Annotated in this window: 25 protein-coding genes and 3 pseudogenes; 17 read left to right on the forward strand and 11 right to left on the reverse strand. The window is 62.7% G+C overall.

Translation table 11 applies throughout. The features are described from left to right. Positions 1–30: 30 nt before the first annotated feature. The 3 genes from AC13QO_RS00675 to AC13QO_RS00685 are packed head-to-tail and all read left to right on the forward strand — an operon-like array spanning position 31 to position 3771. Entirely contained in the window at positions 31–1569 is a 1539-nt protein-coding gene (locus tag AC13QO_RS00675) for a di-heme oxidoreductase family protein (RefSeq protein WP_488539681.1), read from the forward strand. Beyond that, positions 1569–2669 carry an imelysin family protein gene (locus AC13QO_RS00680; RefSeq protein ID WP_488539682.1) on the forward strand — a complete coding sequence of 367 codons (1101 nt, stop codon included), beginning with the start codon at positions 1569–1571 and terminating at the stop codon, positions 2667–2669. Before AC13QO_RS00675 ends, AC13QO_RS00680 begins: the two co-directional genes overlap by 1 nt. Before the next feature lie 4 nt (positions 2670–2673). Continuing rightward, a complete protein-coding gene (locus AC13QO_RS00685; RefSeq protein WP_488539683.1) occupies positions 2674–3771 on the forward strand; it encodes a DUF1513 domain-containing protein in 1098 nt (365 codons plus the stop codon). Here AC13QO_RS00685 and AC13QO_RS00690 read toward each other — a convergent pair. After that, the gene (locus AC13QO_RS00690) at positions 3753–4829 is read right to left on the reverse strand and encodes a DUF2252 family protein (protein WP_488539684.1); all 1077 of its coding nucleotides are present in this window, start codon (positions 4827–4829) and stop codon (positions 3753–3755) included. The genes AC13QO_RS00685 and AC13QO_RS00690 overlap by 19 nt on opposite strands. Before the next feature lie 241 nt (positions 4830–5070). Here AC13QO_RS00690 and AC13QO_RS00695 point away from each other — a divergent pair, with 241 nt between their 5' ends. From AC13QO_RS00695 to guaA, 3 genes are all read left to right on the forward strand, one after another. Next, positions 5071–5520 carry a PaaI family thioesterase gene (locus tag AC13QO_RS00695; RefSeq protein ID WP_085776653.1) on the forward strand — a complete coding sequence of 150 codons (450 nt, stop codon included), beginning with the start codon at positions 5071–5073 and terminating at the stop codon, positions 5518–5520. Continuing rightward, positions 5517–6155 carry a 5'-methylthioadenosine/S-adenosylhomocysteine nucleosidase gene (locus tag AC13QO_RS00700; RefSeq protein ID WP_285191959.1) on the forward strand — a complete coding sequence of 213 codons (639 nt, stop codon included), beginning with the start codon at positions 5517–5519 and terminating at the stop codon, positions 6153–6155. Before AC13QO_RS00695 ends, AC13QO_RS00700 begins: the two co-directional genes overlap by 4 nt. A 114-nt stretch (positions 6156–6269) precedes the next feature. Continuing rightward, positions 6270–7832, forward strand: coding sequence for a glutamine-hydrolyzing GMP synthase (gene guaA / locus AC13QO_RS00705; protein WP_085776651.1), 1563 nt, complete (start codon positions 6270–6272; stop codon positions 7830–7832). Positions 7833–7857: 25 nt separating this feature from the next. Here guaA and AC13QO_RS00710 read toward each other — a convergent pair. After that, a pseudogene (locus tag AC13QO_RS00710) lies at positions 7858–8010 on the reverse strand (AraC family transcriptional regulator); the annotation flags it as partial. Positions 8011–8231: 221 nt separating this feature from the next. Between AC13QO_RS00710 and AC13QO_RS00715 the strand changes: the two are divergent. Continuing rightward, on the forward strand, positions 8232–8762 hold the full coding sequence (locus AC13QO_RS00715) for a dihydrofolate reductase family protein (protein ID WP_488539685.1): 531 nt from the start codon (positions 8232–8234) through the stop codon (positions 8760–8762). Between the two features lie 257 nt (positions 8763–9019). Here the strand turns inward: AC13QO_RS00715 and AC13QO_RS00720 are convergent, their stop codons facing one another. The 3 genes from AC13QO_RS00720 to AC13QO_RS00730 all read right to left on the reverse strand — a co-directional run bounded on the left by AC13QO_RS00720 (position 9020) and on the right by AC13QO_RS00730 (position 11499). Beyond that, positions 9020–9565: a YbhB/YbcL family Raf kinase inhibitor-like protein gene (locus AC13QO_RS00720; protein WP_488539686.1), complete on the reverse strand. Its 546-nt coding sequence runs from the start codon at positions 9563–9565 to the stop codon at positions 9020–9022. 39 nt (positions 9566–9604) lie between these two features. Continuing rightward, positions 9605–10459, reverse strand: coding sequence for a helix-turn-helix domain-containing protein (locus AC13QO_RS00725; RefSeq protein WP_085776648.1), 855 nt, complete (start codon positions 10457–10459; stop codon positions 9605–9607). 143 nt (positions 10460–10602) lie between these two features. Then, a complete protein-coding gene (locus tag AC13QO_RS00730) occupies positions 10603–11499 on the reverse strand; it encodes a LysR family transcriptional regulator (RefSeq protein WP_488539687.1) in 897 nt (298 codons plus the stop codon). A 126-nt stretch (positions 11500–11625) separates the two neighbouring features. On the opposite strand from AC13QO_RS00730, the pseudogene AC13QO_RS00735 reads away from it, so the two are divergent. From AC13QO_RS00735 to AC13QO_RS00745, 3 genes and pseudogenes are all read left to right on the forward strand, one after another. Further along, positions 11626–12000, forward strand: a pseudogene (locus AC13QO_RS00735) (Atu4866 domain-containing protein). Positions 12001–12041: 41 nt separating this feature from the next. Continuing rightward, positions 12042–12890, forward strand: a pseudogene (locus tag AC13QO_RS00740) (oxidoreductase); the annotation flags it as partial. A 41-nt stretch (positions 12891–12931) separates the two neighbouring features. Continuing rightward, the gene (locus AC13QO_RS00745; RefSeq protein ID WP_488539688.1) at positions 12932–13666 is read left to right on the forward strand and encodes an SDR family oxidoreductase; all 735 of its coding nucleotides are present in this window, start codon (positions 12932–12934) and stop codon (positions 13664–13666) included. Between the two features lie 32 nt (positions 13667–13698). On the opposite strand, the gene AC13QO_RS00750 is transcribed toward AC13QO_RS00745, so the two are convergent. After that, positions 13699–14262 (reverse strand): methylated-DNA--[protein]-cysteine S-methyltransferase, encoded by a 564-nt coding sequence (locus AC13QO_RS00750; RefSeq protein ID WP_488539689.1) that lies wholly within the window; start codon positions 14260–14262, stop codon positions 13699–13701. A gap of 287 nt (positions 14263–14549) precedes the next feature. Between AC13QO_RS00750 and AC13QO_RS00755 the strand changes: the two genes are divergently transcribed. From AC13QO_RS00755 to ybaK, 3 genes are all read left to right on the forward strand, one after another. Continuing rightward, complete coding sequence (locus tag AC13QO_RS00755) at positions 14550–15611, forward strand: M14 family metallopeptidase (protein WP_430958173.1); 1062 nt, start codon at positions 14550–14552, stop codon at positions 15609–15611. 91 nt (positions 15612–15702) lie between these two features. Continuing rightward, on the forward strand, positions 15703–16053 hold the full coding sequence (locus AC13QO_RS00760; protein ID WP_488539690.1) for an ArsC family reductase: 351 nt from the start codon (positions 15703–15705) through the stop codon (positions 16051–16053). 3 nt (positions 16054–16056) lie between these two features. Next, positions 16057–16530, forward strand: a complete 474-nt coding sequence (gene ybaK / locus AC13QO_RS00765) for a Cys-tRNA(Pro) deacylase (RefSeq protein ID WP_285191971.1) — start codon at positions 16057–16059, stop codon at positions 16528–16530. Here ybaK and AC13QO_RS00770 read toward each other — a convergent pair whose 3' ends face one another. After that, entirely contained in the window at positions 16531–16971 is a 441-nt protein-coding gene (locus AC13QO_RS00770; protein WP_488539691.1) for a MarR family winged helix-turn-helix transcriptional regulator, read from the reverse strand. Positions 16972–17056: 85 nt separating this feature from the next. On the opposite strand from AC13QO_RS00770, the gene AC13QO_RS00775 reads away from it, so the two are divergent. Both AC13QO_RS00775 and AC13QO_RS00780 read left to right on the forward strand, forming a co-directional pair. Then, the gene (locus AC13QO_RS00775) at positions 17057–17740 is read left to right on the forward strand and encodes a glutathione S-transferase family protein (protein ID WP_488539692.1); all 684 of its coding nucleotides are present in this window, start codon (positions 17057–17059) and stop codon (positions 17738–17740) included. A gap of 255 nt (positions 17741–17995) precedes the next feature. Further along, on the forward strand, positions 17996–19249 hold the full coding sequence (locus AC13QO_RS00780; RefSeq protein ID WP_488539693.1) for an aminopeptidase: 1254 nt from the start codon (positions 17996–17998) through the stop codon (positions 19247–19249). Here AC13QO_RS00780 and AC13QO_RS00785 read toward each other — a convergent pair. Then, the gene (locus tag AC13QO_RS00785; protein WP_285191975.1) at positions 19197–20108 is read right to left on the reverse strand and encodes an EamA family transporter; all 912 of its coding nucleotides are present in this window, start codon (positions 20106–20108) and stop codon (positions 19197–19199) included. The genes AC13QO_RS00780 and AC13QO_RS00785 overlap by 53 nt on opposite strands. An 81-nt stretch (positions 20109–20189) precedes the next feature. Between AC13QO_RS00785 and AC13QO_RS00790 the strand changes: the two genes are divergently transcribed. After that, positions 20190–20687 carry a MarR family winged helix-turn-helix transcriptional regulator gene (locus tag AC13QO_RS00790; RefSeq protein ID WP_488539694.1) on the forward strand — a complete coding sequence of 166 codons (498 nt, stop codon included), beginning with the start codon at positions 20190–20192 and terminating at the stop codon, positions 20685–20687. On the opposite strand, the gene AC13QO_RS00795 is transcribed toward AC13QO_RS00790, so the two are convergent. Both AC13QO_RS00795 and xseA read right to left on the reverse strand, forming a co-directional pair. Then, positions 20688–21278 carry an NAD(P)H-dependent oxidoreductase gene (locus AC13QO_RS00795; RefSeq protein ID WP_488539695.1) on the reverse strand — a complete coding sequence of 197 codons (591 nt, stop codon included), beginning with the start codon at positions 21276–21278 and terminating at the stop codon, positions 20688–20690. A gap of 2 nt (positions 21279–21280) precedes the next feature. Next, a complete protein-coding gene (gene xseA, locus AC13QO_RS00800) occupies positions 21281–22861 on the reverse strand; it encodes an exodeoxyribonuclease VII large subunit (protein ID WP_488539696.1) in 1581 nt (526 codons plus the stop codon). Positions 22862–23201: 340 nt separating this feature from the next. Between xseA and AC13QO_RS00805 the strand changes: the two genes are divergently transcribed. Further along, the gene (locus AC13QO_RS00805) at positions 23202–23444 is read left to right on the forward strand and encodes a hypothetical protein (RefSeq protein ID WP_020920162.1); all 243 of its coding nucleotides are present in this window, start codon (positions 23202–23204) and stop codon (positions 23442–23444) included. Positions 23445–23472: 28 nt separating this feature from the next. On the opposite strand, the gene AC13QO_RS00810 is transcribed toward AC13QO_RS00805, so the two are convergent. Continuing rightward, the gene (locus tag AC13QO_RS00810; protein WP_285192130.1) at positions 23473–25320 is read right to left on the reverse strand and encodes a hypothetical protein; all 1848 of its coding nucleotides are present in this window, start codon (positions 25318–25320) and stop codon (positions 23473–23475) included. Between the last annotated feature and the right edge of the window lie 37 nt (positions 25321–25357).

Consider the following 25357-nt stretch of genomic DNA (forward strand, 5'->3'; position numbering starts at 1 on the left):
TCGACAGCCGGAGCGGCCCGGACTCTTGAAATGTCGCATGCCCCGGCCCGCCGATTGATCGCCAGCGCAGCGCTCTGCGCCATGTTTGCCGGATTTTCCGCAGCCATCGCCGGCGGTTTCGACCTGCCAACCAAACGCACCGACCTCTCCGAGACCGATCTCAAACGCGTCGCCGACATCACGCGGCCGACGGCGGATTTTTCCAAGGCCGAGCAATATGAAGCGATGCAGGCGGGGGCCGCGACCTCGATCGATCCCGTCACTGAAGACAGCTTCTCGCATATTTCCGCCAACATCCCCTTCGAGGAAGAGCAGAATTTCAAGCTCGGCAATGCGCTCTTTCGCAAGCTCTGGGTTTCCGCTCCTTCCTCGACGCAGGCCTCCGACGGCCTCGGGCCGCTCTTCAACGCCCGCTCCTGCATGAGCTGCCATGTCAATGACGGCCGGGGCAGACCGCCGGAGGGGGCCACAAGCGCCACCTCGATGTTCCTGCGTCTGGCACACGCGGCGACCACGCCGGAGGAAGAAAAGGCGATCGCCAATGCCGACGTGGTGAACTTTCCCGATCCGGTCTATGGCCATCAACTGCAGGACCTTGCCGTCCCCGGCCTTGCCGCAGAAGGCCGGATGGCGATCACTTATGATGTCGAGACGGTGACGCTCGGCGACGGTGAAAAAGTATCGCTTCGCCGGCCGCATTATACGGCGACGAACCTCGCTTACGGGCCGCTCGACACGGCGACGACCATTTCGGCGCGCGTGGCGCCGGCGATGATCGGCCTTGGGCTGATCGAAGCCATTCCGGAAGCGGACATTCTTGCCCATGCCGATCCTGATGATGCAGACGGCGACGGCATTTCGGGCAAGGCGGCGATCGTGCGCGACCATCGCAGCGGCAAGATCGCACTCGGTCGTTTCGGCTGGAAGGCGCAAAACGCCACTGTGCGCGATCAGAGCGCCGATGCCTTCACCAACGATATCGGCATCTCGACGCCCGACCAGCCGGACGCAGATGGCGATTGCACCAAGCCGGAAGAAAAATGCCTTGAGATGCCGACAGGGGTGCAGAAACGGCTGGGTGCAGAAGAAGCCCCAGGCCCCGTTCTCGACCTCGTGACCTTCTATTCCGAAAATCTCGCCGTGCCGGCGCGGCGCAAGGCGAGCTTTCCCGAGACACTGCGGGGCAAGCGGATTTTTTACGAAACCGGCTGCATTTCCTGCCATGTGCCGAAATTCGTCACCCGCCGGGATGCAGCCGAAAAGGCGCAATCCTTCCAGCTGATCTGGCCCTATTCCGACTTTCTCCTGCACGACATGGGCGAGGGTCTGGCCGATGGGCAACAGGTCGGGCTTGCAAGCGGACGTGAATGGCGCACGCCGCCGCTATGGGGTATAGGACTGACCCGGACTGTCAGCGGACACAGCTTTTTCCTGCATGACGGCCGTGCGCGAAACGTCACCGAGGCGATTCTCTGGCATGGCGGCGAAGCTGAAAAGGCCCGCAACGCTTTCTCCTTCCTGTCGAAAGACGACCGGGCGGCCCTGATTACATTCCTGGAGTCACTTTGATGCGCCTTTGGCACCCCCTGCTCTGCCTCACTCTGATCGGCCTCGCCACATCGGCGGCCGCTGAGACCGCCGCTCCTCCGGCAGGGCTGAATGAGGATGCCGTTCCCGCCGTCATGCAGCGCGCCGTCGATGAGGTGATCCGCCCCGGCTATCGCAACATGCAGCAATCGGCCGCCCGGCTGACGACGGCGATGAAGGATCTCTGTGACGGCGGCACGCAACAGACGCTCGACAGGGCGAAATCGGCTTTCGACGACACGATCCGCTACTGGTCGATCATCGAGATCGTCCAGACAGGGCCCGTCATCCAGGACAATCTCTTCGAGCACATCCTGTTCTATCCCGACCGCAAGGGTGTCGGCCTGAAGCAGGTGCAAGCGCTGATCGCCAAGGCGGATCCTAAGGACGCGACCGTCGATGCGATCGCCGGCAAGAGTGTGGCGCTGCAGGGCCTGACGGCGCTGGAATATGTGCTCTATGGCAACGGCTCCGACGATCTCCTCGAGCAGAAGGGCGGATTCCGCTGCCTTTACGGTGCCGCGGTCGCCGGCAATATCCAACGTGAGGCAGGCGAAGTCGTCGCGGCCTGGGAAAAACCCGATGGCGTGCAGGCGAGCTGGAAACATCCGGGCCCGCAGAGCAATGATTTCATGGACAACAAGGAAGCCGTGACTGCGCTGCTCGGCATTCTCGTCCACGGCGCAGAGAATGTCCGCGACCAGCGGCTGGAGCAGTTCTACAAGGGCAAGGACACCACGCCGCGCCCGCGCATGGCCATCTACTGGCGTTCGAAGAACACCTGGAAATCGATGGCTGCCAATCTGGAAGGCCTGCGCACGCTCTGGCAGAAGGCCGGCATGGCCGAGCTTCTGCCGACGGACAAGCGGTCGGTCGCCGCCTCGATCGACGCGGATTTCAAATCGCTGCTCGACAGCGTGCCGAAGCTCAATCCCGACATTGACGTCGCCGTGAGCGATGCCGAGAAGGCCAAACTCGAAGCGTTGCTCGCCGACAGCCGCCAGCTGATTACCAGAATCAGCGACGAATATGGCTCGGCCATCGGCCTTTCGGCCGGCTTTTCCTTTTCGGACGGAGACTGAAGCGATGATACGAAGCACCACGATCGATCGACGCAGCTTCGTCAAGGCGGCAGGGATTGGCTTCCTTGCGGCCTTGACGCCAAGATCGCTGATGGCGTTGGAGCGGTCGGACGCCGTCTATGCCTCGGGCATTCGCGCCGCCGACGGCTCCTTTGCCATCGCGACGGTGACGGAGCGCGGCGAGATCGTCGATCAGGTGGCGCTTCCCGCCCGAGCTCACGGCATGGCCTTCAGCGCCGCCACCGGCAAGACCGCCGCCTTTGCGCGCCGGCCCGGCACCTATGCGATGATCTTCGATCCACGGAATAAGGGTCAGCCGATCGTCATCAGCTCCCGGGAAGACCGGCATTTCTACGGCCACGGCGTGTTCTCGCCCGATGGCCGCATTCTCTACGCCAGTGAGAACGATTTCGACGGCAATCGCGGCATGATCGGCATCTACGATGCGACCGACCGCTTCACCCGCATCGGCGAATTCGAGACCTATGGCATCGGCCCGCACGACATGACCGTGTCCGATGACGGACGCCTTCTCATTGTCGCCAATGGCGGCATCGAGACCCATCCCGACTTCGGCCGCACCAAGCTCAATCTCCGGGTGATGCAGCCGTCGCTGGTCCTGATCGATGCGGCCACGGGCGCGTTGATCGAAAAACATGTGCTGCCGGCCGAATGGTCGCAGCTGTCGACCCGCCACGTCGACCTTGACGGCGAGGGCCGCATCTGGTTCGCCTGCCAGTACGAGGGCCACCGCAAGGATCTGCCGCCGCTCGTCGGCCATTTCGCCAAGGGCGAGGATCTTTCCTTCGTCGATCTGCCGGAGGAGACGACGCGCAGGCTTGCCAATTACATCGGGGCGATCGCCGTCAATCGCAGCGAAGGCCTCGTCGGCATCACCTCCCCGAAAGGCGGCGCCTCGGTGACGATCGACGCGAGGACGGGCAAGGTGCTGGCCGAGACGGCAATTGCGGATGCCGCGGGCATCGCGCCGGCAAAAGAGGGCTTTGCCGTCTCCTCCTATGATGGCGACTTCCTGTCGACCCGCAGCGACGTCGCCTGGGATCAGCACATCGTTCGGATCTCTCAGCCGACGCGCGCATAGGCCTTCTGCTCGGCACTGATCGCCGACGCCGCAGCCCTTGCCGCTTGATGCAGCCATTCGCTCCCGCGCACCCGTAGGTCCTCCAGGATCGCCGTGGCCGCCGCCGGATCGTCGGAATGGCAGTTGGCGATCTCGAAGCCCATCAGCTCGAGCATCGTCGGCGCAAGCAGGATTTCCGGGTGCTTGTCGATCTCGATCTTGCGGCTATTCGGCGAGAGCCGGCGCACGAGGATACGCCCGGAGACTTGATAGTGGGGATCGGCCGAGCGCATCCGCCCTCCGGCAATCTTGCCTGCATTGATCGTCCCATGCTGCAGCCCGTGGCAAAGCGACCAGGCCGAGGGCACCAACGCCTTCGCCTCGCGCAGAACCGGCCCGCCTTGCCATTCGCTATAGGCGATAAAACGCGGCCGACCGAGACTGCCGGTGCCGGCGCGATGCGGCTTCGCCACGAAGCCGCCTGAGCCGGGCGGCAATGCACCGGTAAGCGCCTTGATATAGGCGGAAGGCACCGGTTTCTTGCCGGGACGCAGCGTCTCGTATTTCTGCCAAAATTCCCGGCGTTTGGCATTCGGCCGCACCAATGCCTTGCGCAGCCATTTGTGGTCGCGCTCGAGGATGACAGGCAGCGGATTTTCAAGGCCCCTGCGATAGCCGGTGAGGATCAGTTCACCGATCCTGCGAACGGACGGGCCGTTGTCGCCGCGCGCCAGGATGGCGCTTGCCGCCAGACGAACGAGGTCGAGCGCATAAGGCATGACCGCCGCGTCGTCGAAATCATTGACGCCCCAGACGAGCCGGCCCTCGACGTCGCGCCAGGTGCCGAAATTTTCCAGATGCGTATCGCCGATCGCCAGCACTTCAGGCGCGCCTGCGAGGTCCTGGCAGATGTCGAGGATGGTTTCGCACCAGCGCCAATAGGTGGCGCGCAGAAAGACGAACGCGTTGCTGCGCATCTTCTTATGCTTTTCCCGCAGGTCCTGTTTGACGAGATCGTCGCCAAGCTCACCGGCCAGCCAGTTCTCGAAATTCCGGACCGATTGCGATATCGTCGTCATGCCGCTGATGCTCCGTCATTTCGAGTTTCGATGCGAGAATACCCGTCTCGCGCGAAGCTACAATCACCATTGCACGGGGCGGGCGGCACTGACGAAGCAGGCTTGTGCAACGACGCACGGCGAAAGGTTGCCCCGGCGACACGGTTTGCGGTTTCCGGCAGCCTCGCGGCCGATTTCGGTAACGTCCAGCTTGTCGAATCCGGCTCGTCATGCCACTTTCCCGGCTTGGAGAGGGGTAGCCATGAGCGAGACTGACAGGGGCGATTTCCGCGCGCGAATCCGCCGCAATTTTGCGCGCCAGGCGGCGATGCAGACGATCGGCGCAGAGCTGACGCGCGTCGAGCACGGCGTCGTCGAGATTGAGCTTCCCTTCGACGTCAAACTGACACAGCAGCACGGCATCCTGCATGCGGGCATCATTTCGGCGGCGCTGGATTCGGCCTGCGGCTTTGCCGCCTACAGCGTCATCGACCCTGAAGCCTCGATCCTGACAATCGAGTTCAAGGTCAATCTCATGTCGCCGGGGCGTGGCGAGCGCTTCCTGTTTCGCGGGGAAATCACCAAACCCGGCTCCACCATTATCGTCGCCGACGGGCGAGGCTACGCGATCAGCGACGGGCCGGCGAAACTCATCGCCTCCATGACCGGAACAATGATGGTCATCCGCGGGAGAGAAGGAATTACAGGATGAAGTTCGAGCTGAAGTCGGTCGCAGGCAAATCCATGCTTTTCGTCATGGCGGCGGAGGCCGAATACGGCTCCTTCCTGCGTTCGCGCATCGAACCCTTGATGACAGGCGTCGGCCCGGTCGAGGCGGCAGTCGCGCTGACCAAAACCCTGGCGCGGCTGGATGCGGCCGACGACCTGCCGGATCTCGTGGTATCGCTCGGGTCGGCCGGTTCGGCGAAACTGGAGCAGACCGAAGTCTATCAGGTGAGCTCGGTCTCCTATCGCGATATGGACGCCTCGCCGCTCGGTTTCGAAAAGGGTAGGACGCCGTTTCTCGATCTGCCCGCTGCGCTCGAGTTGCCGCTGCGCATCCCCGGCATTCCCGAGGCAAGCCTTTCCACCGGCGGCAACGTCATCTCGGGTACCGCCTATAGCGACATCGACGCCGACATGGTCGACATGGAAACCTATGCGGTGCTGCGCGCCTGCCAGGGCTACAAGCTGCCGCTGATCGGCCTGCGCGGCATTTCCGACGGCGCGGTCGAACTGCAGCATATCTCCGGCTGGACGGAATATCTGCACATCGTCGACCGCAAGCTCTCCTACGGCGTCGACAGCCTGTTCACGGCGCTGGAGGACGGGGTTTTCTGGTTCTAGCCGTCGAATATACTGCGCGTCTTTCAAAGGCGTGGGGACAATCGGAACAATAAAAACCCGATGCTGCCGATTTCCCGGATTGCCAGGCGAAGCGCTTTTCTTTAAAGCCTCGCCATGACCCAGACAGCACATCCCGACTCCGTTCTCATCGTCGATTTCGGCAGCCAGGTGACGCAGCTCATCGCACGGCGCGTGCGCGAGGCCGGCGTCTATTGCGAGATCGTCCCCTTTCAATCCGCCGAAGAAGGCTTCAAGCGCCTGCAGCCGAAGGCCGTGATCCTCTCCGGCAGCCCGGCTTCCACCGTGGACGAGGGATCGCCGCGAGCGCCCCAGATCATCTTCGATAGCGGCCTGCCGGTCTTTGGCATCTGCTACGGTCAGCAGACGATGTGCATGCAGCTCGGCGGCAAGGTCGAAAGCGGCCATCACCGTGAATTCGGCCGCGCCTTTCTCGATGTCGACAAGGATTGCCAGCTGTTCGAAGGCCTCTGGTCCTCCGGCTCGCGCCATCAGGTATGGATGAGCCATGGCGACCGCGTCACGGCGCTGCCGGATGGTTTCGAGGTGGTCGCCACCTCTTCCAACGCGCCCTTCGCCTTCATAGCCGACGAGAAGCGCAAATATTACGGCGTACAGTTCCACCCCGAGGTCGTGCATACGCCCGACGGCGCCAAGCTGATCGGCAACTTCATCCACAATGTCGCCGGCATCAAGGGCGACTGGTCGATGTCTGCTTATCGCCAAAAAGCGGTCGACGAGATCCGCAAGCAGGTCGGTGACAAGCGCGTCATCTGCGCGCTTTCAGGTGGCGTCGACAGCTCTGTCGCGGCACTCCTGATCCACGAGGCGGTCGGCGACCAGCTGACCTGCATCCTCGTCGACCACGGACTGATGCGCAAGGACGAGGCGGCCAATGTCGTCGCCATGTTCCGCGAGCACTACAATCTGCATCTGCTGCACGTCGATGCCTCAGACCGTTTTATCGGCGAACTCGAAGGCGTCAGCGACCCGGAGACCAAGCGCAAGATCATTGGCCGGCTCTTCATCGAAACCTTCGAGGAAGAGGCGAAGAAACTCGGCGGCGCCGATTTCCTCGGCCAGGGCACGCTCTATCCCGACGTTATCGAGAGCGTTTCCTTCACCGGCGGCCCGTCGGTGACGATCAAGTCGCACCACAATGTCGGCGGCCTGCCGGAGCGGATGAACATGCAGCTCGTCGAGCCGCTGCGCGAACTGTTCAAGGACGAGGTGCGCGCGCTCGGCCGCGAGCTCGGCCTGCCCGACAGCTTCATCGGCCGCCACCCCTTCCCCGGCCCTGGCCTCGCGATCCGCTGCCCCGGCGGCATCACACGCGAGAAGCTCGAGATCCTGCGCGAAGCCGATGCGATCTATCTCGACGAAATCCGCAAGGCCGGCCTCTACGACGCGATCTGGCAGGCCTTCGCCGTGCTGCTTCCCGTCCAGACTGTCGGTGTGATGGGCGACGGGCGCACGTATGAATTCGTCTGTGCGCTGCGCGCCGTCACCTCGGTCGACGGCATGACGGCGGATTTCTACCACTACGACATGGAATTCCTCGGCCGCGCCGCCACCCGTATCATCAACGAGGTGCGCGGCATCAACCGGGTTGTCTACGACGTCACGTCGAAGCCGCCCGGCACGATCGAGTGGGAGTGAGGGCAGAAGCCGCCCTCCGAGGTAGCTAATTGAGCGGCAGAAGCACCTCCGCCAGCGCCTCATGCTGCGGCACTTCAAGAAGCTAAGCCGCTGGCATTGGGAAGTCGCGTCACGCGGAGCGTCCGCCAGGGATCTCGCCGGCCTTAATCGCTTCTCCATTTGCCTCGATCGGTCGGTCGACCAACACAAGCTCGCCGAAGGCGAGACGAAGTGGGGCTGAGACTGCCGGTGCATCGCTGATGTAAGCGGATCGATGCTCGATGAAGCGCCTGCCCCGATCATTTCGGACGGGCGTTCGAGTTCACCCAAAACCAATTGCAAAATAAAATCAGTTTGCCTAACTTACTCCCGCTACGCAGCCGAACTCACGCACATACTTTGTTCAAGAAGGAAGTTGGCATGGCTAAGCTCGTCTTCGGGATGAACCAGTCGCTGGACGGTTACGTCGACCACACAGCCTTCGGGCCAAGTCCCACCCTCTTCCGCCACTTCGTCGAGCAGGCTCAGAGGCAGGCGGGCAGCGTCTACGGCCGCCGGATGTACGAGGTCATGCGTTATTGGGATGAGGATCATCCCGAATGGGATACCGAGCAGCGAGCCTTCGCAGCGGCGTGGCGGAAGCAGCCGAAATGGGTGGTCTCGCGCTCGTTGACGTCGGTCGGCCCCAACGCCGGGATTGTTGGGAATGATCTCGAGGGCGCGATGCGCGCGCTAAAGGCCGAGCGTGACGGGGAGATCGAAGTTGCCGGGCCGGACTTGGCGCAAAGCCTTACCGGACTCGGGCTGATCGATGAATATCACATCTACCTGCATCCCGTCGTGCTTGGCCACGGCAAACCCTATTTCGCCGGGCCCCGGCCGCCGCTTCGTCTTGTGAGCCATGATCTGATCGACGAGAATGTGATCAAGCTGACCTATGTTCCTGCCTAGTCCAAGGAGCCGCAAGTAAACTTGTCCGATCGTGGGCGGCGCGCACCTCTCACGCCTGCAGTTATGAGCGCGGCCTTCTCCAACCTCCCTCATGCTGAGGTGCGAAGCCCATAGGCGTAGCGTCGAAGCACGCCGCAACATTGCTTCTTGCATCCCTCTGATGCCGCCTGCGCTTGCCTCAGCGCACGGACCGGCCGAGGTTTAGTCACCAGGGCCGGTCTTTGGTATGCAAGGATGTTGCGGCTCCAGAGCCGGCTTCAGCGGCCGTAAGTGACCTCGATCGAGGCCTTGTCGAGCGTGTTGGCCCTGACATAGAAGCCGACCATGGCGCCCGGCGCCGTCTCGGGAAGCGGAAGCTTGTCCACCTTGAGCGCGTAGACGGTGAACTGGTAGCGGTGCGGCTTATCGCCGGCCGGTGGGCATGCGCCGCCATATCCGGAGGTGCCGAAATCTGTATGGCCTTCCACGGCGCCTGCGGGAAGCTTCTTGTCACCGCTCGCGCCAGCGGCAATCTCCGAAGTCTTTGCCGGGATGTTGAACACCGTCCAATGCCACCAGCCGGAACCCGTGGGCGCATCCGGATCGTACGCCATGACGGCGAAGCTCTTGGTTCCCTCGGGTGCGCCCGACCAGGCCAGTTCCGGCGAGATGTTCTTGCCCGAGCAACCGAAGCCGTTGAAGACCTGCGCATCGGCCATGGCCTTGCCGGCGGTCAGATCCTTCGAGGTGAGCTTCATTTCGGCATGGGCGGCCGTGGCGCCGAAGACGGAGGCGGCCATAAGTGCTGCTGTGATCAATCGCATTGCTATTCTCCTGTGGTTGACGATGCCGGGAAACTATCGTCACCGCGCCAGCGCATCTGCCCCGCTCTGCTCAATTTCTGCCCCGATCCGCTCAAATTGTTCGGGTCCGCTGCGTACATGGCGTGGGCTGACGCCAAACCGCTCCTTGAAGCGCGCGGAAAATTGCGAAGGCGAATCGTAACCGACCTCCAGCGCAACCTGCGCCATCGGCAATGTCGTGGTCTGAATGAGCGCCAGAGCACGGTTCATCCGGGTATCGCTCAAGATCTCGCTGAAGGCTGTATTCTCGGCGGAGAGCCTGCGCCGCAGCGTCGCCTCGCTCATGTTGAACAAGCCCGCAGCATGCGCCAGCGTCCAGGCGCCGGCCGGATCAGCTTCGATCATCTGCCTCAGCCGGTCCTCAAGCCGGGGGCTTTCGCATCGGCCGAGAACCGCCCCGCAGAGCGCGAACCAGGTGACGAGTTCCATCAGACGGGCCTTGGCGATGGCGCCCGGAAGCCGCGCCAGATTGCCCGGCTGACTGCAATATTCGAACAATGCAGCAGCTTCCTCCGGCAGCCTCGAGGTGCTGGCCGGAAGAGGCCGTGATGGCACGGCGACCGATCCCATCCTATCATAAGCGTCCTCGAAAAGCTTTCGCGGAATTGCAAGCGCCAGGGTCTGATACTTCTGAGGCGCCTTGGGAATGTTCTCCATCGTCAACGGCCGGTAGTCGGGCAACAGACCGTAATCGCCCGCCTCGAGGCGCAAAGGCTTGTCATCCGACATGACGATCTTCGTTCCAGACTGGACCTGGATCAGCAGCGGGCTGGTAGTGACGAGGCGATGGAAGCAGGCTCGACCACCCTGGCGGATCACTGCCCTGGTCGGAATGGGAAAGACGTCGTCGAGCATATGTTCTCCGCCAGCGGGATGGTCAGAACGGCGACCGGAGCAGCCAGCATGACGTCGCCCGCTTCACCATCCAACTGAAGGCTCGAAATACCAAAACCACATGCTCGCAGCAACCATGCCGGCGGCACGGCACTTGAGTAGGTCTAGCGACCGGCCGACCGGCGCACATGGTCGACCAGCGCGCGCAGTTTCACTGGCTGCCTCTGGCGCCTGGGATAGTAGAGGTAGAAACCAGGAAAGGGCGGGCAGAAATCCTCCAGCAGCCGGATGAGCTCGCCGCGATCGACATAGGGCGCGAAGGTTTCCACCATGCCGAAGGTGATCCCGGCCCCGGCGCAGGCCATGCGGATCATTATTCCCATGTCATTGGTCGTGACCACGGGATCGACGGCGACATCGAAGTCGCGGTCATTTTCGGTGAATTCCCAGCGATAGGGCGCGGTATCCGGGCGCGGCCGCCATCCGATGCAGGCGTGGTTCTGCAGGTCGCGGGGATGGTGAGGCGAACCGTGACGCTCGAGATAGCTTGGCGATGCGGCGGCGCATTGTCTCTGTTGAGACGAGACCGGTACCGCGATCATGTCCTGCTCGATCACCTCGCCCAGTCTCACACCAGCATCGAAGCCGGCTTCGACGATGTCGAATTCGTCATCGGTGATGGTGATATCGAGTTTGATGCCGGGGCAGGCCTGCATGAAGCCGGCGAGCAAAGTCCCGGATAGGAAGCGCTCGGCGATGGAGGAAACAGTGACCCGCAGCAGGCCGCTCGGGCGCGCTTGCATGTCGCGCACCGTCTGCATCGCATCGCTGACCTGGCGCATCGAGGGACGAACCGCCTCAAGGAAGACTTCGCCGGCCTCGGTCAGGCTGACGCTGCGCGTCGTGCGCTGAACCAGGGGCGCACCAAGCCGGTCCTCAAGGCGCTGCAAGGCCTGGCTGACGGCGGAACGGGTCACGCCGAGGCGCTCGCCGGCGAGCCGGAAATTCCGCGCCTCCGCTATGGCGAGAAAGACTGAAATGCCTTCGAGATCATTAGCCATTGGTTAGCAATGCTAACCAAGCCATTCGGCATTGGCAACTTAATCGCGCGGCTCGCCAAGATTATGTTCTGTCGAGGGCTAGGCATGAGCTAGCCCCGAGTGCTGCCCGCGTCGAAAGGAAGAGCGATGCCAAAGTTTTACCGCAGCCCAGTTCTGCATCTCTTCACCGCAATCATTCTAACTGGCACGGCGCTCCCCACGTAGCCCGCTGACGCCTCGAACGAGCGAAAATCCAAGTTCCAACAGCCAAGCGAGAACACCATGCAGCAGCATCCCTATGTCGGAATGTGGGTCACCGACGACGGCCGCGTCCGACACGAACTCCTGCCCCACAATCGTTACGACGAGGCCCGCGGACGCCGGGAGAGCGCCTATCGCGGACGCTACGAAGTCACCGGAACACATATCGAGTATTGGGACGATACCGGCTTCACCGCCGATGGCGATTTCGTCGACGACAATACGCTCCATCATGGCGGCATGGTGCTTCGCCGTAAATGACCCCCGCACACCGAAAAGGCCGCATAGGACGGCTGGAAAGGATGAAAACCATGTCCTCCACCACACCCATCTGGTTCATTACCGGCGCATCATCCGGCCTCGGCCGGGCACTCGCCGAAGCGGTTCTGGCGCGCGGCTGGCGCGCTGCCATTACGGCGCGCAAACCCGAAACACTCGGCGACCTCACGGCAGCACATGGCGAGCGGGCGTTGGCCCTCGCCCTCGACGTAACCGACGGCCGCTCTATCGCTGCGGCGGTCCGTGAAGCCGAGGCGCAGTTCGGCGCCATCGATGTCCTCGTCAACAATGCCGGCTATGGCTATCTCTCGGCAATCGAAGAGGGCGAGGATGCCGAGATCCGCGCCCAATTCGAGACCAATGTCTTCGGCTTGATCGCCGTGACCAAACAAGTTCTGCCTGGCATGCGCTCACGCCGGCGGGGGCATATCTTCAACGTCTCCTCGCTCGGCGGGCTCGTCGCCTTCGCTGCAACCGGCTACTACCATGCCACCAAGTTTGCGGTGGAAGGCCTGTCGGAGTCGCTGGCTCATGAGGTCGGTCCGCTTGGCATCCGTGTGACGATCCTGGAGCCCGGCGGCTTCCGCACCGATTGGGCCGGCCGCTCGATGGTCGAATCCAGCACGATCCTCGAAAACTATGCGGAGACCGCGGGCAAGCGGCGCCAGGCCACCCGCGCGGTCTCCGGCAAGCAGCCGGGCGATCCCGCACGCGCGGCAAGCGCAATCATATCGGCCTTCGAGGCGGGCGAGCCGCCGCTGCGGCTGCTGCTCGGGGCAGCTTCCCTGAAGATCGCCCGCGAACGGCTCGACACGCTACGCGCCAATTTCGATGCCTGGGCTGACACGACGCTCAGCGCCGATTTCCCGAACCGATCGCCACAACAACCCTCAACCTGCACATGGAGTGTGAAATGTCTGACATCGAAGGAAAGGTCATCGCCATCACCGGAGCCAGCAGCGGCATTGGAGAGGCCACGGCAAAAGTGCTGGCCGCGGCGGGCGCCCGGATCGTGATCGGCGCGCGCCGCAGCGACCGACTGGAGGCGCTCGCCGGCGAAATCGAAGCTGGAGGTGGAACGGTGCGTCTGCGCAAGCTCGACGTCACCGACCGTGCCCAGGTGGAAGCCTTTGCCGGCTTCGCCAAGTCCGAATTCGGCCGCCTCGATGTCATCGTCAACAATGCCGGCATCATGCCGCTCTCGCCGCTCGACGCACTCAAGGTCGACGAGTGGGACCGAATGGTCGACGTCAATATTAAGGGCGTTCTCTACGGCATAGCGGCCGCTCTTCCGATCATGAAGGCACAGGGATCGGGGCAGATCATCAACCTGTCCTCGATCGGCGGCCACAGCGTCTCGCCGACTGCCGCCGTCTATTGCGCGACGAAATTCGCGGTGCGGGCAATCTCGGATGGATTGCGTCAGGAGACAGATCGTATCCGCGTCACCGTCGTCTCTCCCGGAACCACGACATCGGAACTCGCCGACACGATCACCGACCCGACGGCTCGTGACGCCATGCGGGCCTTCAGGGCCGTCACGATTAGTCCCGAGGCGGTCGCCAATTCAATCCTCTATGCCATCAGCCAGCCCGATGACGTCGATGTCAGCGAGATCGTCATCAGGCCGACGGCCAGCCCGCATTGAACGGCCACTTCCCGTGGAAATCGCGCCGCCGCTCAAAAGCCCAGCGACTGTTGGGCGGGCGGCGGCGGGGCGAGGCTAACGCCTTCAAGCTCCAGCATGCGGGCCTTCGATGACGAACCGCCGGGCGCGGAGAAGCCGCCGATCTTGCCGCCGGCGGCCAGCACCCGATGGCAGGGAATGATCAGGGCGACTGGGTTTTTCGCCATCGCCTGACCAACATCGCGGGCCGCTTCCGGCCCGACGCCAAGCTCCTTCGCCAGCGCGCCATAGGTGGTCGTGCGGCCCCAGCCGACACGCCGTGCCGCCGCATAAATATCCCGGAAGAAGTCGTTCTGGCCGGCAAGATCGAGTGGGACGCCGGAGAAATCGGTTTCCTCCCCTTGGAAATAGCGTTTCACCGCTGCGACGGTCTCGAACACCTGAGGCGTCGGCGCGCCGGGCGCACCATCGGGCAGTCGGCGCAGAAGCAGCCGCTCGGTAGCCTCCGCGGTTTTCGTCGGCAGCTGGAAACGGACGATGCCGGCGTCGCTCCAGGCGATGCCGCAGAAGCCGCCCGCGGTTTCGAAGATGAGATAGTGGTGCCTTGTCTCAGCCATGACCTAGCCTCCGCGTTTTCGATGTCCCAAAGGATCGTATGGAGCTGCCGCTGTTTCAACCCGTTTCTTGCCTAGATCGTTCTTTTTTTGTTCCTAGAGGCTTGGAAGCCGATTAAGCAGGCACTTTCGATGTTTCGTGCATTATCTCGACGGCGAGGCAAGATCAATCATAACGGCAACCTGCTTTTCTTCGGGCCTCGGTGAGGCAAGGGTAGCGGTGAGGCTTGCGCTCGCCGGTTTTCAGCGCATAAAGCTGGTCGGGCTGGTGAATGCGGAGCAAGGACAGCATGGACGTTTCGGAGATCATCATCCCAGGCGATACGCCGGGAACGGCGTGGCGGCTGCCGGTGCTGCGTTTTGCTGGCCGTGATCCGAAGGCGCCGAAGGCCTACATTCAGGCGGCGCTTCACGCCGGTGAGCTGCCGGGAACGGCGCTCCTGCATTTCCTCTCGGAGCGGCTGCGTCGGGCGGAAAGCGAAGGCGCGGTCGCAGGCGACATCACCATCGTACCGCAGGCCAACCCCATCGGCGCGGCGCAATCGCATTTCGGCGAATTGCAGGGTCGCTTCGATCTCGGTTCCCGCACCAATTTCAACCGGGATTTTCCGCTGATAAGCGTCACCGATCGGGCAATGCTGACGGAAGATTTCAACGATTATCCGGCTACCGACCAGCTGAAGCGGCGGCTTCTGCACATGGCGCTCGGGGCCGACCTCGTCCTCGATCTGCACTGCGACGACGAATCACTGCAATATGCCTATATCGATGAGGCCTTCTGGCCGGAGGCGGCCGACCTTGCCGCCGCGCTCGACATGGAGGCCGTGCTGCTTTCGGATGGCGAAAGCTCGGCCTTCGAGGAGGCCGTCGGTTTTGCATGGAAATATGCGGTTCCAGGCGAACGACAATCCCGACTGCCGGGCAAGCTTTCGGTCACCGTCGAGCTGCGCGGCAAGCGCGACGTCGATCCGCTGCTGGCGAAGCGGGATGCGGACGGGCTCTGGCGTTTTCTCGCCGCACGGGGGATCGTGAGCGACGACAGAATGGCGCCGGCCATGTTTGTCGGTCCCGCCGTGCCGCTCGACAATGTGGAGATCATCCGCGCTCCCGAAGGCGGCGCCGTGCTCTTCCATCGCACGATCGGTGACAGGATTGCAGAGGGCGAACTTCTGGCGACGATCGTCACCCGGCCGGGTCAGCCTGACGGCAGCATCGACCTGCATGCGCCGCAGGATGGGCTGGTCCTGACCCGAACCTCGGATCGGCTGGTGCGCCGGCGCGGCGACCTGATGAAGATCGTCTGCGCCAGGCCGAGCAAGGCCACACGCAAGGCCGGCACGCTGGAGAGTTGAGCAGGCGCTGCCCGGGACAAATGCCCGGGCGGCATTTGCGCCGGCTGTCGCGCATGCTATCCCGTTGCCATCACAGGGAGATCGATCGGGCATGGCCGTCACCATCTATGGCATCAAGAATTGCGACACGATGAAGAAAGCCCGTAGTTGGCTGGAAGAACACGGCGTCGCTTATGAGTTTCACGATTACAAGGCACTCGGCATCGACCGCGCCCATCTCGAAGCCTGGATCGACGAAGCCGGCCTCGATACGGTGCTCAACCGCGCCGGCACCACCTTTCGAAAACTGCTCGATGCCGAGCGCGAGAACCTGAGCCGGGAGAAGGCGATCGCGCTGATGCTCGACCAGCCGTCGATGATCAAGCGGCCGGTGCTGGAGACGGAAGGCAAGCTCTTGATCGGCTTCAGGCCGGAGAATTATTCGGATCTGTTCGGGCGCTGAGCAATGTCCAAGACCACGCGCGCGACACAGATTCTCTCCCAGGCGGGTGTCGCCTTTACCATTCACACCTATGATTATGATCCGGACGCGGAGCGCGTCGGGCTGCAGGCGGCGGAAGCCTTAGGCGAGGCGCCGCAGCGCGTGCTGAAAACGCTGATGGCGGAGGTGGACGGCAAGCCCGTCTGCGTTGTCGTGCCGTCGGATCGCGAAGTCAGCATGAAAAAACTCGCCAGCGCCTTTCGCGGTAAATCCGCCAATATGATGAAGCCTGCCGATGCCGAACGGCTAACGGGCTACCATGTCGGCGGCATCAGCCCCTTCGGCCAGAGGAAGACCGTGCCGACGGCAATCGAGGAGATCGCTCTCGCCGAGCCGCTCGTCTATATCAATGGCGGACAGCGCGGACTGCAGGTGCGGCTTGATCCGAAGGATGCACTGAAGGTGGTTAAAGCCGTCGGCGCGCCATTGGTCGCCTGATCAGAGGAAACGAGCGAGCAGACCGGAAATCGCCTTCGCCTCGTCTTCGGCAAGCTTGCTGCCGACATGGGTCTCGATCGCTGCGGCATAGACAGTCCACATCCGCGTGCGAAGCGTTCGGCCGGCATCGGTGATCAGAACCCAGCGCCCGCGGCCATCCTCGGCGAAGACCTCACGCCGGACCAAGCCCCCTCTTTCCAGCCGGTCGATCAGCCGGGAAAGATTATACTGGGCCAGCAATGTCCGCTCCTCTATCTCGTAGGGCCGCAGCTTGCCGTCGTTCGCGCGCGCCAGTTCCCACAGCACGTCATACCAGGCAAGCGGCGGCATGCCGGCCGCTTTCAGATCGGCTTCGATCGCGGCGAGCAGCCGTTCGCGAGCGCGCATGATGCTGGTCCAGGCAGAGGTGGCGGTTTCGCTCGGCTTCGGCATCTTTTCCATGATAGATGCAGATACATTTATCTTGCGCAAAGCCGCAAGCACTATTATATGCAAATGCATCTATTGAAACTGCGAGGAGACGTTCATGAGCAGGCTTACCCTCATCAGCCACCATCTCTGCCCCTATGTGCAACGCGCCGCCATCGCGCTTCACGAAAAGGGTGTTCCCTTCGAGCGCGTCAACATCGACCTTGCCAACAAGCCGGACTGGTTCCTGCAGATCTCGCCGCTCGGAAAGGTGCCGCTGCTGAGGATCGAGGAAGAGGATGGCAGCGAGGCCGTCCTCTTCGAAAGCAGCGTCATCTGCGAATATCTGGAGGAGACGCAGGCGGGACCTGCCCTGCATCCTGCCGATCCGCTTGCCCGCGCCCGCCATCGCGGCTGGATGGAGTTCGGCTCGTCCGTGCTTTCCGATCTCTGGGGCTATGAAACGGCCACGGAGGTGGAACAGCTGGAGGCCAAGCGCAAGGCGCTGATCGCCAAGTTCACGACGCTCGAAGGAGCGCTCGCGGATGGACCTTATTTTTCCGGCAGCAGCTTCAGCCTCGTCGATGCCGTCTTCGCGCCGATCTTTCGATATTTCGATGTTTTCGACAGGCTGGGGGATAGCGGCATCTTCGAGGGGCTCGAGCGGGTGACGCGCTGGCGGAGCGCGCTCGGCGAACGGCGGAGCGTGAAAGACGCCGTCGGCGAGGATTATCCGCAGCGGCTGATGGAATTCCTCGACAAGCACAAGTCGATCCTGCTCAGGCTGCCCATCGCGGCCTGAGGCGTGATGCTGAAACCGGTCGGGCATGGCGCCGGCCGGTTTCAAATCGGCGTCGGCGCGCTTCATTTTCGCCGCAAACGGGTCTAAGTCTTTCAGCCTCCTGGACCGGTTCAGCTTTTCACGGAAGCGCAGAATCGCTCTAATCTTTTGAATTACGCAATTCCCGGCAAAAGCGCTTCGCGCTTTGCCTGAGAAAACCGCTTCGCACTTTTCCTGGAATTGCTCTAGCGTCGATGACAGAAGGCAGGTTGAACCATGACTTTCATGCCCCAGAGCCAGAACACCGTTGATCCCGTCAAGCTCGATAAGCTTGCGGAAGTCGCCGTCAAGGTCGGGCTGCAGCTGCAGAAGGGCCAGGACCTGGTGATCACCGCGCCTGTTGTGGCGCTGCCGCTTGTTCGCCTGATCACCAAACACGCGTATCAGGCCGGCGCCGGTCTGGTAAGCACCTTCTACTCCGACGAGGAAACGACGCTGGCGCGTTATCAGTACGGCAGCGACGAGAGCTTCGACCGCGCCTCCGACTGGCTCTACGAGGGCATGGCCAAGGCCTATGCCAACGGGGCGGCCCGTCTGGCGGTCGCCGGCGACAATCCAATGCTGCTTTCCGAGCAGGAGGCCGGCAAGGTCGGCCGCGCCAATCGCGCCACATCAACCGCCTATAAGCCGGCCTTGGAAAAGATCTCGAATTTTGACATCAACTGGAACATCGTCTCCTATCCCAACCCCTCCTGGGCCAAGGTGGTCTTCCCCGACGACCCGGAACCGATCGCAATCGCCAAGCTCGCCAAGGCGATCTTTGCCGCCTCGCGCGTCGATGTCAGCGACCCCGTCGCCGCCTGGGCGGAGCACAATGCCAATCTCGCCAAGCGCTCAGCCTGGCTGAACGGCGAGCGTTTTGCCTCGCTGCATTTCAAGGGGCCGGGCACCGATCTGACGGTCGGTCTTGCCGACGGGCATGAGTGGCATGGCGGCGCCTCCACCGCCAAGAACGGCATTACCTGCAATCCGAATATTCCGACTGAAGAGGTGTTCACGACGCCGCATGCTTTGCGGGTCGAAGGCCATGTCTCGAGCACCAAACCGCTCTCGCACCAGGGCACGCTGATCGACAATATCCAGGTGCGCTTCGAGGGTGGGCGGATCGTCGAAGCCAAGGCGTCACGCGGCGAAGAAGTGTTGAATAAGGTGCTTGATACCGACGAGGGCGCGCGCCGGCTCGGCGAAGTGGCGCTCGTGCCGCATTCCTCGCCGATCTCAGCGAGCGGCATTCTGTTCTACAACACGCTGTTCGACGAAAACGCCTCCTGCCACATCGCGCTCGGCCAGTGCTATTCCAAGTGCTTCCTCGATGGCGCTTCACTGAGCCAGGAGCAGATCAAGGCGCAGGGCGGCAATTCCAGCCTGATCCACATCGACTGGATGATCGGCTCCGACAAGGTCGATATCGACGGCATCACACCGGACGGTGGGCGGGTTCCGGTGATGCGGCAGGGCGAGTGGGCCTGAGCGGCATCACCGTGCGCTGGCTGAGCCAGACGCTGGCAAGGACCATGGCGAAGCCGGCAAGCTGCGCCGGCGTCAGGCTCTCGCCGAGCGCCAGCCAGCCGAGAAGAGTGGCAACGACGGGGCTCAGGAAGCCGAGCGACGCCGCAGCCGAGGGCTCGATGCGGGACAGACCGCGAAACCACAGCAGATAGGTAAAGGCCGCTCCGATCAGGCCAAGCCAGGCGATTCCGAGAATATTGGCGGCCGTCGGCACCGGTAGCGCCGGCTCAAGCAGCAAGGCGACGGGCACGAGCAGGATACCGCCCGCGGTCAATTGCCATGACGTAAAGGTAAGGCTGGAAACAGGCGGCTGCCAGTGACGGGTCAGCACGGTGCCGAAGGCCATGGAGACGGCGCCGGCAAGGCCAGCCGCAACGCCCAGAGGATCGAGCGCCGCATTCGGCGTCAGCACCAGCAGCGCGACGCCTGCCATACCGATCAGGCCGGCGACGACGGCAAGGAAGCGGATCGGCTTGCCGAGGAATAGGCGCGACAAGGCGATGACAATCAGCGGCTGAACGGCGCCGACCGTGGCCGCGACGCCGCCCGGCAGGCGATAGGCCGAAACAAAGAGCATTGTCCAGAAGAACGAGAAGTTCAGCGCGCCGAGAATGAAGGCGCGGCCCCACCAGACCCCCGTCGGCAGCTTCCGGACAATGAGCAGGAGAAGCAGGCCGGCCGGCAAAGCACGCAGCATGGCGACAGACAGCGGATACCCCTGGGGCAGGAAGGACGTCGTGACGAAATAGGTGCTGCCCCAGATGGCGGGGGCGATAGCGGTCGTCAACACGTCGGCGATATGGCGGGAATTTGTCTTCATATCAAGAATCTCTATATCAAGATAAATTCAGCATAGTCCATTTTATCTTGACGTCAAGATATCCACTGCTATCGATGTGACATGAGTGAAGAGAAGCAAGATCACGTCGACCGAGTCCTGGCGCAATGGAGGCGCGAGCGGCCCGACCTCGACGTCGAACCGATGGGCATCCTCGGGCGCCTGAAGCGCCTCGGCACCCATCTCGGCCGCGAGGTCGAAGCCGTGCTCATGAAGCACGGGCTTTCCACGCCGGCCTTCGACGTCCTAGCCACACTTCGCCGTTCAGGCGCGCCGCACCGGCTTTCGCCGGGCGAGCTTCTGGAGATGACGATGGTGAGCTCCGGCACGATGACGAACCGGATCGACCAGTTGGAGAAAGCGGGATTCGTCGAGCGCATCGTCAATCCGCAGGACAGGCGCAGCGTGCTGATTGCGCTGACCGACAAGGGACTTGCGACCGTCGAAGAGGCGGTCGGCGCCCATGTCGCCAATCAGCAGCGGCTGACGTGCAATCTGACACCCGAGGAAAGGGCCACGTTCGACCGGTTGCTCAAGAAGTTCCTGTCGGACTTCGAATAGTCAGACTGCGGCGAGCAACTTACGGACGCGCTCCAAATGCGCCTTGCGCCTGGCATCAGTCGCGCGGTCCATGTCGTGCAGGCTCAGCATTCGGAAGACGAGCTTCTTCGCGCAGAATGCGGCAATGCCGCGCTTCAGCAGGCGGCGGACGGGATCGCCCATATAAAGATGCACCAGCCACCAGGGCGAGCCCGTCGTCGTCAACGCATAGAGCAGCCGGATATTGGTAAGCTCGGGCACGATGCGGCCGCCGGCGGCATCGTGCGTGAAGGCCACGCCGGGCGCGAAGATGCGATCGAAGAACCCTTTCAGCACGGCTGGAAAATTGAACCACCATTGCGGAAAGACGAGGACGAGACCTTCAGCCGCCTTCAGGCGGCCAACGATGCCGGCAACGGCCGAAGTGTCGTAGGGCATATCGAAGTAACCGCGGCGCTCGGCTTCGGAAAGGCGCGGATCAAAATCCTCAGCGTAGAGATCGATGAGATCGACAACATGCCCGGATGCTTCCAGTACCTCGCGCGCCGTGCGCGCCACCGAGGCGGCGAAACTTTCCGGCAGCGGATGGGCAAGCACCAGCAGGATCCGCATCGTCAGAACAAGCTTCCTTGCTTCGGCGTCTCGGCAGGTTTCGCGCCCCGCTTCTTCGCCCCGGCGGGCGGTACGCCGCCTTCTGTGGTCATGGCGCCGACCCGGCCGTCGGCAAATTCTATGGCGATGCCCATGCCGGGGGAGAGTGCCGCCGCCTGCGAAACCGGCCTGTTGTCCTCATCGCGAATGACGGCGTAGCCGCGCTTCAGCACATTCTTGTAGGAGAGCGACTGCAGCACGCGGTCCTGAGCGGAAAGTTCGGCGCGGGCGCGCGTCAGCTGATGGCGGATCGCCGTATCGGCATGGCGCGAAAGGTTGCCGAGCCGCTCACGACTGCGGTCTGTCTGGGTCTTCAGCCGCGCCGGCAGCGAAGCGAGGATGGCCTCGGCGCGGTCAATGCGGGATTTCGAGCGATCGAGCAGACGCTCGATTGTGCGCTCGGCCCGCGCCATGCGCTCGCTCAGAAGCTGGCGTCGCTCGGCGATGCGATTGGAGAGCACATCGGGGCGCAGATGCGAGGCCATACGCTCGAAGCCGCGACGCTTGTTGATGGTGTTGAGTTCCAGCCCGCGGCCAAGACCGACGGCCGCTTCATCGAAACGGCGGCGCGGCAAGGCGAGAAGCTGATCGAGCGAGGGCAATGCCCGCATCAGACTACGGACGGACTGGCGGCGCTGATCCATCTGCCGGTTCATGCAGCCCTGCAGGCGGGCGGCAAGCGCCGCAGCCTGCGCCTCGAGCTCCGCCTTGACGGGCACGGCCATTTCCGCCGCCCCCGTCGGGGTCGGAGCGCGGACATCGGCGGCATAGTCGATCAGCGTCCAGTCGGTCTCGTGGCCGACGGCCGAGATCAGCGGTATGCGGCTTTCGGCAGCGGCGCGCACGACGATCTCGTCGTTGAAACTCCAGAGATCTTCCAGGCTGCCGCCGCCGCGCGCGACGATCAGCACATCCGGGCGGGGGATGGCGCCGGCGGGCCCCAGCGCGTTGAAGCCGCGGATGGCGTTCGCCACCTCCTCGCCGGATCCCTCCCCCTGGACCTTCACCGGCCAGACGAGGACATGCACGGGAAACCGATCGGAGATGCGGTGAAGGATATCGCGGATGACGGCGCCGGTCGGCGAAGTGACGACGCCGATCACATGTGGCATGAAGGGCAGCCGCTTCTTGCGGGCGGCGTCGAACAAACCCTCGGCGCCGAGCCTGCGCTTGCGCTCCTCGATCAGCGCCATCAGCGCGCCGGCGCCTGCCGGCTCCAGCGTCTCGATGACGATCTGATATTTTGAGGAGCCCGGAAAAGTGGTGACCTTGCCGGTGGCGATCACCTCCATGCCTTCCTCCGGGCGGAACTTCAGCCGCGAGAACGTGCCCTTCCAGATCACGGCGTCGATGCGGGCGCGATCATCCTTCAGTGCGAAATAAGCGTGGCCGGAGGAGTGCGGACCGCGATAACCGGATATTTCCCCGCGCACGCGAACCTGATCGAAGGCGGTTTCGACGGTGCGCTTGATCGAGCCGGAAAGCTCCGAAACCGAATATTCGGCAAGGTTGGTCGGCGAATCGCTGTCGAAGAGGTTGCTCATCCCTCCTTTCTATTTCCATTGGCGGGAAACAGGAAGGTCCGCGACCGCCGGAGAGACCCGTTTTCCCGGCGGCTGAACCGTTAGCGTGGCAGAGTCGACGCCGTTCTATCAAGACTCATGCTATGGGCATTGCGTGCATGCGGTCGTTGCAGCAGAAAAAAATGACAAGAAAAACGGGAAAATCCCCTTCGCCGCGGAACGCATAGATAAAAAGCGCGTTTTACCCGAAAGGGATTGCTAACCACCGCAATACAAAGGATTTTCAGCCGAGAGAGCCGGTAAATCTTTGTTAGTTGGCGCTTCCTATTCTTCCCCTCGTTCTCTCTGGGAAGGTGCTGAAATGATTATTCTCACAGCAGCAGCATTGGGCATCAGCGCCGGGTTAATGCGCTCGGCCGCCGGGATCGCGTTGGTGGCCGCGTTGATCGGAATGAGCTTCACCCTGGCGGCGATAACCTCGCCGGGGCCAGTGTCACTTCTGGCGCTTGTTTATGCCATTCTCGGCTATAATGGCGGTCTTATCCTCTTTGTGCTCGGGCTTTATGCCAGCGACCGTCTGCGGGCCGTCCGCACGTCTCACTGACGTCAGCGCAACATAAAGGCTGCCGGCGTCAATTCGCCGTCGGCCGGTAGCGGAAGAACTGGACGCCCGTATCCGGCACTTTTGCAAGTGGTTCCAGATAGGGCGGAATATTCCCCTTGCCGAGTTCGGCATAGAGCCCATCCGGCTTCATTTTGGCAAGTTCGCGCGTCTGCAGGTCCTTCGGGCAGAAAGCAAGCGCCGTCACACCGGCTCCCTTCAAAAAGGCTTCCGCCTCCTGCGGCTTTGCCAGGCCGATATGCATTTCCGTCAGCATGCCGCCCTGATCTCGGTGATAGGGGGCGGCGAGAACCCGATTTTGAGTGAATCGGAGGATCGGCACACCCATTTCCGATGGCGCGGAGACCAGGCCGGGCGGTAGTTCGCCAAGCGGTGCCAGCGCCTCTTTCGATGTGCAGGAAAGCGCTTTTGCCGGCTCCGCCGCTTTGTTCTGCGCATCGTTCTCCATCTGCATTGAAACAAGCCCGCCGCCGACGGCCCAGACCGCCGGAACGCTTGCGAGAACACTCGTCACATAGACAAGGGCGGCAGCGACATTCTCGCTGTCGCTGTTGGAGATGCGCCTGACATCGATAATCAGCAGGGCGAGCGGCAGGATCGAAAGCAGGTTCGAGAAGGAAGAGCCGCGCACCTGGACCAGCGCGATCGCCCAGCTCGTGGCAAGCAGGAAGAGCAGGATAAGGTGGATCTGCACGCGATCGCTCTGAATGAGGCGAAAGATGCAGACGGCAATGCCGAGCAGACCTGCCGCATAGAAGGCTCCGACCAAGGTGGGATCGGTGCGCGCCAGCGCCAGGAGCGACTGGGCTTCTGAAATATGGCGCAGCCAGAGTTCGACCAGCATCGGATCGAGACTGCCCAACGGATCGCTCAGGCATTGCGGTGCGATGACGATCGCCGCACCAAAAACGCCGGCGCCGACAAAGGCGAGCGCGATAAAGCGCAAGGGTCGACGCAAGCCGCTCGCAAAAATGGCCGAAAACAACAGGAGGCCGCTGCCGATCGCCGCCAGACTGTAGTAGCCGAGCGAGAGATTATCGCAGGTAACCATCGAATAGAGCCGGGGCGGAACCGTTGCGAAGAAAAGAATGTTGATCGCAATCGTCAGCGACAGCCCGAAGGCCCGGGCCGCAGCGCAAAAATTCTCGCCTTCCCATGCCCAGAGCAGCGCGACCGTGAGGCAGACGGCAGCGACGAAAGGAGTGGTCTCGGCGCCGATGGCGATGGCGACAGCCGCCGCAACGCCGGCGACCGCGTAGCTCCAACCGCGACGCGCGGGATCCATGAGCATGGCCACCATCGTCGCGACCAGCGCCAGCTGCGCATTGTGATGATCGATGGCGCCAGGGGCGAAGCGGTTTCCGATGTAGATCGCCGGTGCAGTGAGACCGAGGGCGATATGCATACCCGCAATGCCGCCGATCCGCCGGCCGGCAACGCCCATGGCGAGCATGGCAGGAAAGATGAGCGATACGGGCCAGACGGCCAACGCCAGCGCCTCGGCGGTTTCACGCGGCGCAAACAGGTCGAAGAACCAGATCAGCGAAGCGATCGGCAGATCGATTAAACGCGACCAATGCATCAGCGTACCGCCGGCGAGGCCGAGACGATATTGCATCAGATCGAACCAGCCCTGACCGGCAAGAAAATCGCGAACCTCGACGAGACGCATGCCATCGTCATTGTCGGGACCGACATAATCCGTGGCGCCGGAGAGCTTGGTAACAAGGATGACGGCGGCGAGGATGACACTATAGGCGATGACGGCGGGCCAGAGACGCGTCAGCAGCGCCCCGAGCCGGCTCCTGCGGGCGGCGGTCACGGTCGACGCATTGGCGATCGGCTGCACGGCATTCATCGTGGTTAGCAACTCGTTTCCAGATCGCCGAACCTTA

Source organism: Rhizobium sp. CNPSo 3670 (assembly GCF_057784555.1).

What these genes read in the sequence shown, in the direction of transcription:
- AC13QO_RS00675 (WP_488539681.1), top strand. Translation starts at nt 31, where the DNA reads ATGTCGCATGCCCCGGCCCGCCGATTGATCGCCAGCGCAGCGCTCTGC.
- AC13QO_RS00680 (WP_488539682.1), top strand. Translation starts at nt 1,569, where the DNA reads ATGCGCCTTTGGCACCCCCTGCTCTGCCTCACTCTGATCGGCCTCGCC.
- AC13QO_RS00685 (WP_488539683.1), top strand. Translation starts at nt 2,674, where the DNA reads ATGATACGAAGCACCACGATCGATCGACGCAGCTTCGTCAAGGCGGCA.
- AC13QO_RS00690 (WP_488539684.1), bottom strand. Translation starts at nt 4,829, where the DNA reads ATGACGACGATATCGCAATCGGTCCGGAATTTCGAGAACTGGCTGGCC.
- AC13QO_RS00695 (WP_085776653.1), top strand. Translation starts at nt 5,071, where the DNA reads ATGAGCGAGACTGACAGGGGCGATTTCCGCGCGCGAATCCGCCGCAAT.
- AC13QO_RS00700 (WP_285191959.1), top strand. Translation starts at nt 5,517, where the DNA reads ATGAAGTTCGAGCTGAAGTCGGTCGCAGGCAAATCCATGCTTTTCGTC.
- guaA (WP_085776651.1), top strand. Translation starts at nt 6,270, where the DNA reads ATGACCCAGACAGCACATCCCGACTCCGTTCTCATCGTCGATTTCGGC.
- AC13QO_RS00715 (WP_488539685.1), top strand. Translation starts at nt 8,232, where the DNA reads ATGGCTAAGCTCGTCTTCGGGATGAACCAGTCGCTGGACGGTTACGTC.
- AC13QO_RS00720 (WP_488539686.1), bottom strand. Translation starts at nt 9,565, where the DNA reads ATGCGATTGATCACAGCAGCACTTATGGCCGCCTCCGTCTTCGGCGCC.
- AC13QO_RS00725 (WP_085776648.1), bottom strand. Translation starts at nt 10,459, where the DNA reads ATGCTCGACGACGTCTTTCCCATTCCGACCAGGGCAGTGATCCGCCAG.
- AC13QO_RS00730 (WP_488539687.1), bottom strand. Translation starts at nt 11,499, where the DNA reads ATGGCTAATGATCTCGAAGGCATTTCAGTCTTTCTCGCCATAGCGGAG.
- AC13QO_RS00745 (WP_488539688.1), top strand. Translation starts at nt 12,932, where the DNA reads ATGTCTGACATCGAAGGAAAGGTCATCGCCATCACCGGAGCCAGCAGC.
- AC13QO_RS00750 (WP_488539689.1), bottom strand. Translation starts at nt 14,262, where the DNA reads ATGGCTGAGACAAGGCACCACTATCTCATCTTCGAAACCGCGGGCGGC.
- AC13QO_RS00755 (WP_430958173.1), top strand. Translation starts at nt 14,550, where the DNA reads ATGGACGTTTCGGAGATCATCATCCCAGGCGATACGCCGGGAACGGCG.
- AC13QO_RS00760 (WP_488539690.1), top strand. Translation starts at nt 15,703, where the DNA reads ATGGCCGTCACCATCTATGGCATCAAGAATTGCGACACGATGAAGAAA.
- ybaK (WP_285191971.1), top strand. Translation starts at nt 16,057, where the DNA reads ATGTCCAAGACCACGCGCGCGACACAGATTCTCTCCCAGGCGGGTGTC.
- AC13QO_RS00770 (WP_488539691.1), bottom strand. Translation starts at nt 16,971, where the DNA reads ATGGAAAAGATGCCGAAGCCGAGCGAAACCGCCACCTCTGCCTGGACC.
- AC13QO_RS00775 (WP_488539692.1), top strand. Translation starts at nt 17,057, where the DNA reads ATGAGCAGGCTTACCCTCATCAGCCACCATCTCTGCCCCTATGTGCAA.
- AC13QO_RS00780 (WP_488539693.1), top strand. Translation starts at nt 17,996, where the DNA reads ATGACTTTCATGCCCCAGAGCCAGAACACCGTTGATCCCGTCAAGCTC.
- AC13QO_RS00785 (WP_285191975.1), bottom strand. Translation starts at nt 20,108, where the DNA reads ATGAAGACAAATTCCCGCCATATCGCCGACGTGTTGACGACCGCTATC.
- AC13QO_RS00790 (WP_488539694.1), top strand. Translation starts at nt 20,190, where the DNA reads ATGAGTGAAGAGAAGCAAGATCACGTCGACCGAGTCCTGGCGCAATGG.
- AC13QO_RS00795 (WP_488539695.1), bottom strand. Translation starts at nt 21,278, where the DNA reads ATGCGGATCCTGCTGGTGCTTGCCCATCCGCTGCCGGAAAGTTTCGCC.
- xseA (WP_488539696.1), bottom strand. Translation starts at nt 22,861, where the DNA reads ATGAGCAACCTCTTCGACAGCGATTCGCCGACCAACCTTGCCGAATAT.
- AC13QO_RS00805 (WP_020920162.1), top strand. Translation starts at nt 23,202, where the DNA reads ATGATTATTCTCACAGCAGCAGCATTGGGCATCAGCGCCGGGTTAATG.
- AC13QO_RS00810 (WP_285192130.1), bottom strand. Translation starts at nt 25,320, where the DNA reads ATGAATGCCGTGCAGCCGATCGCCAATGCGTCGACCGTGACCGCCGCC.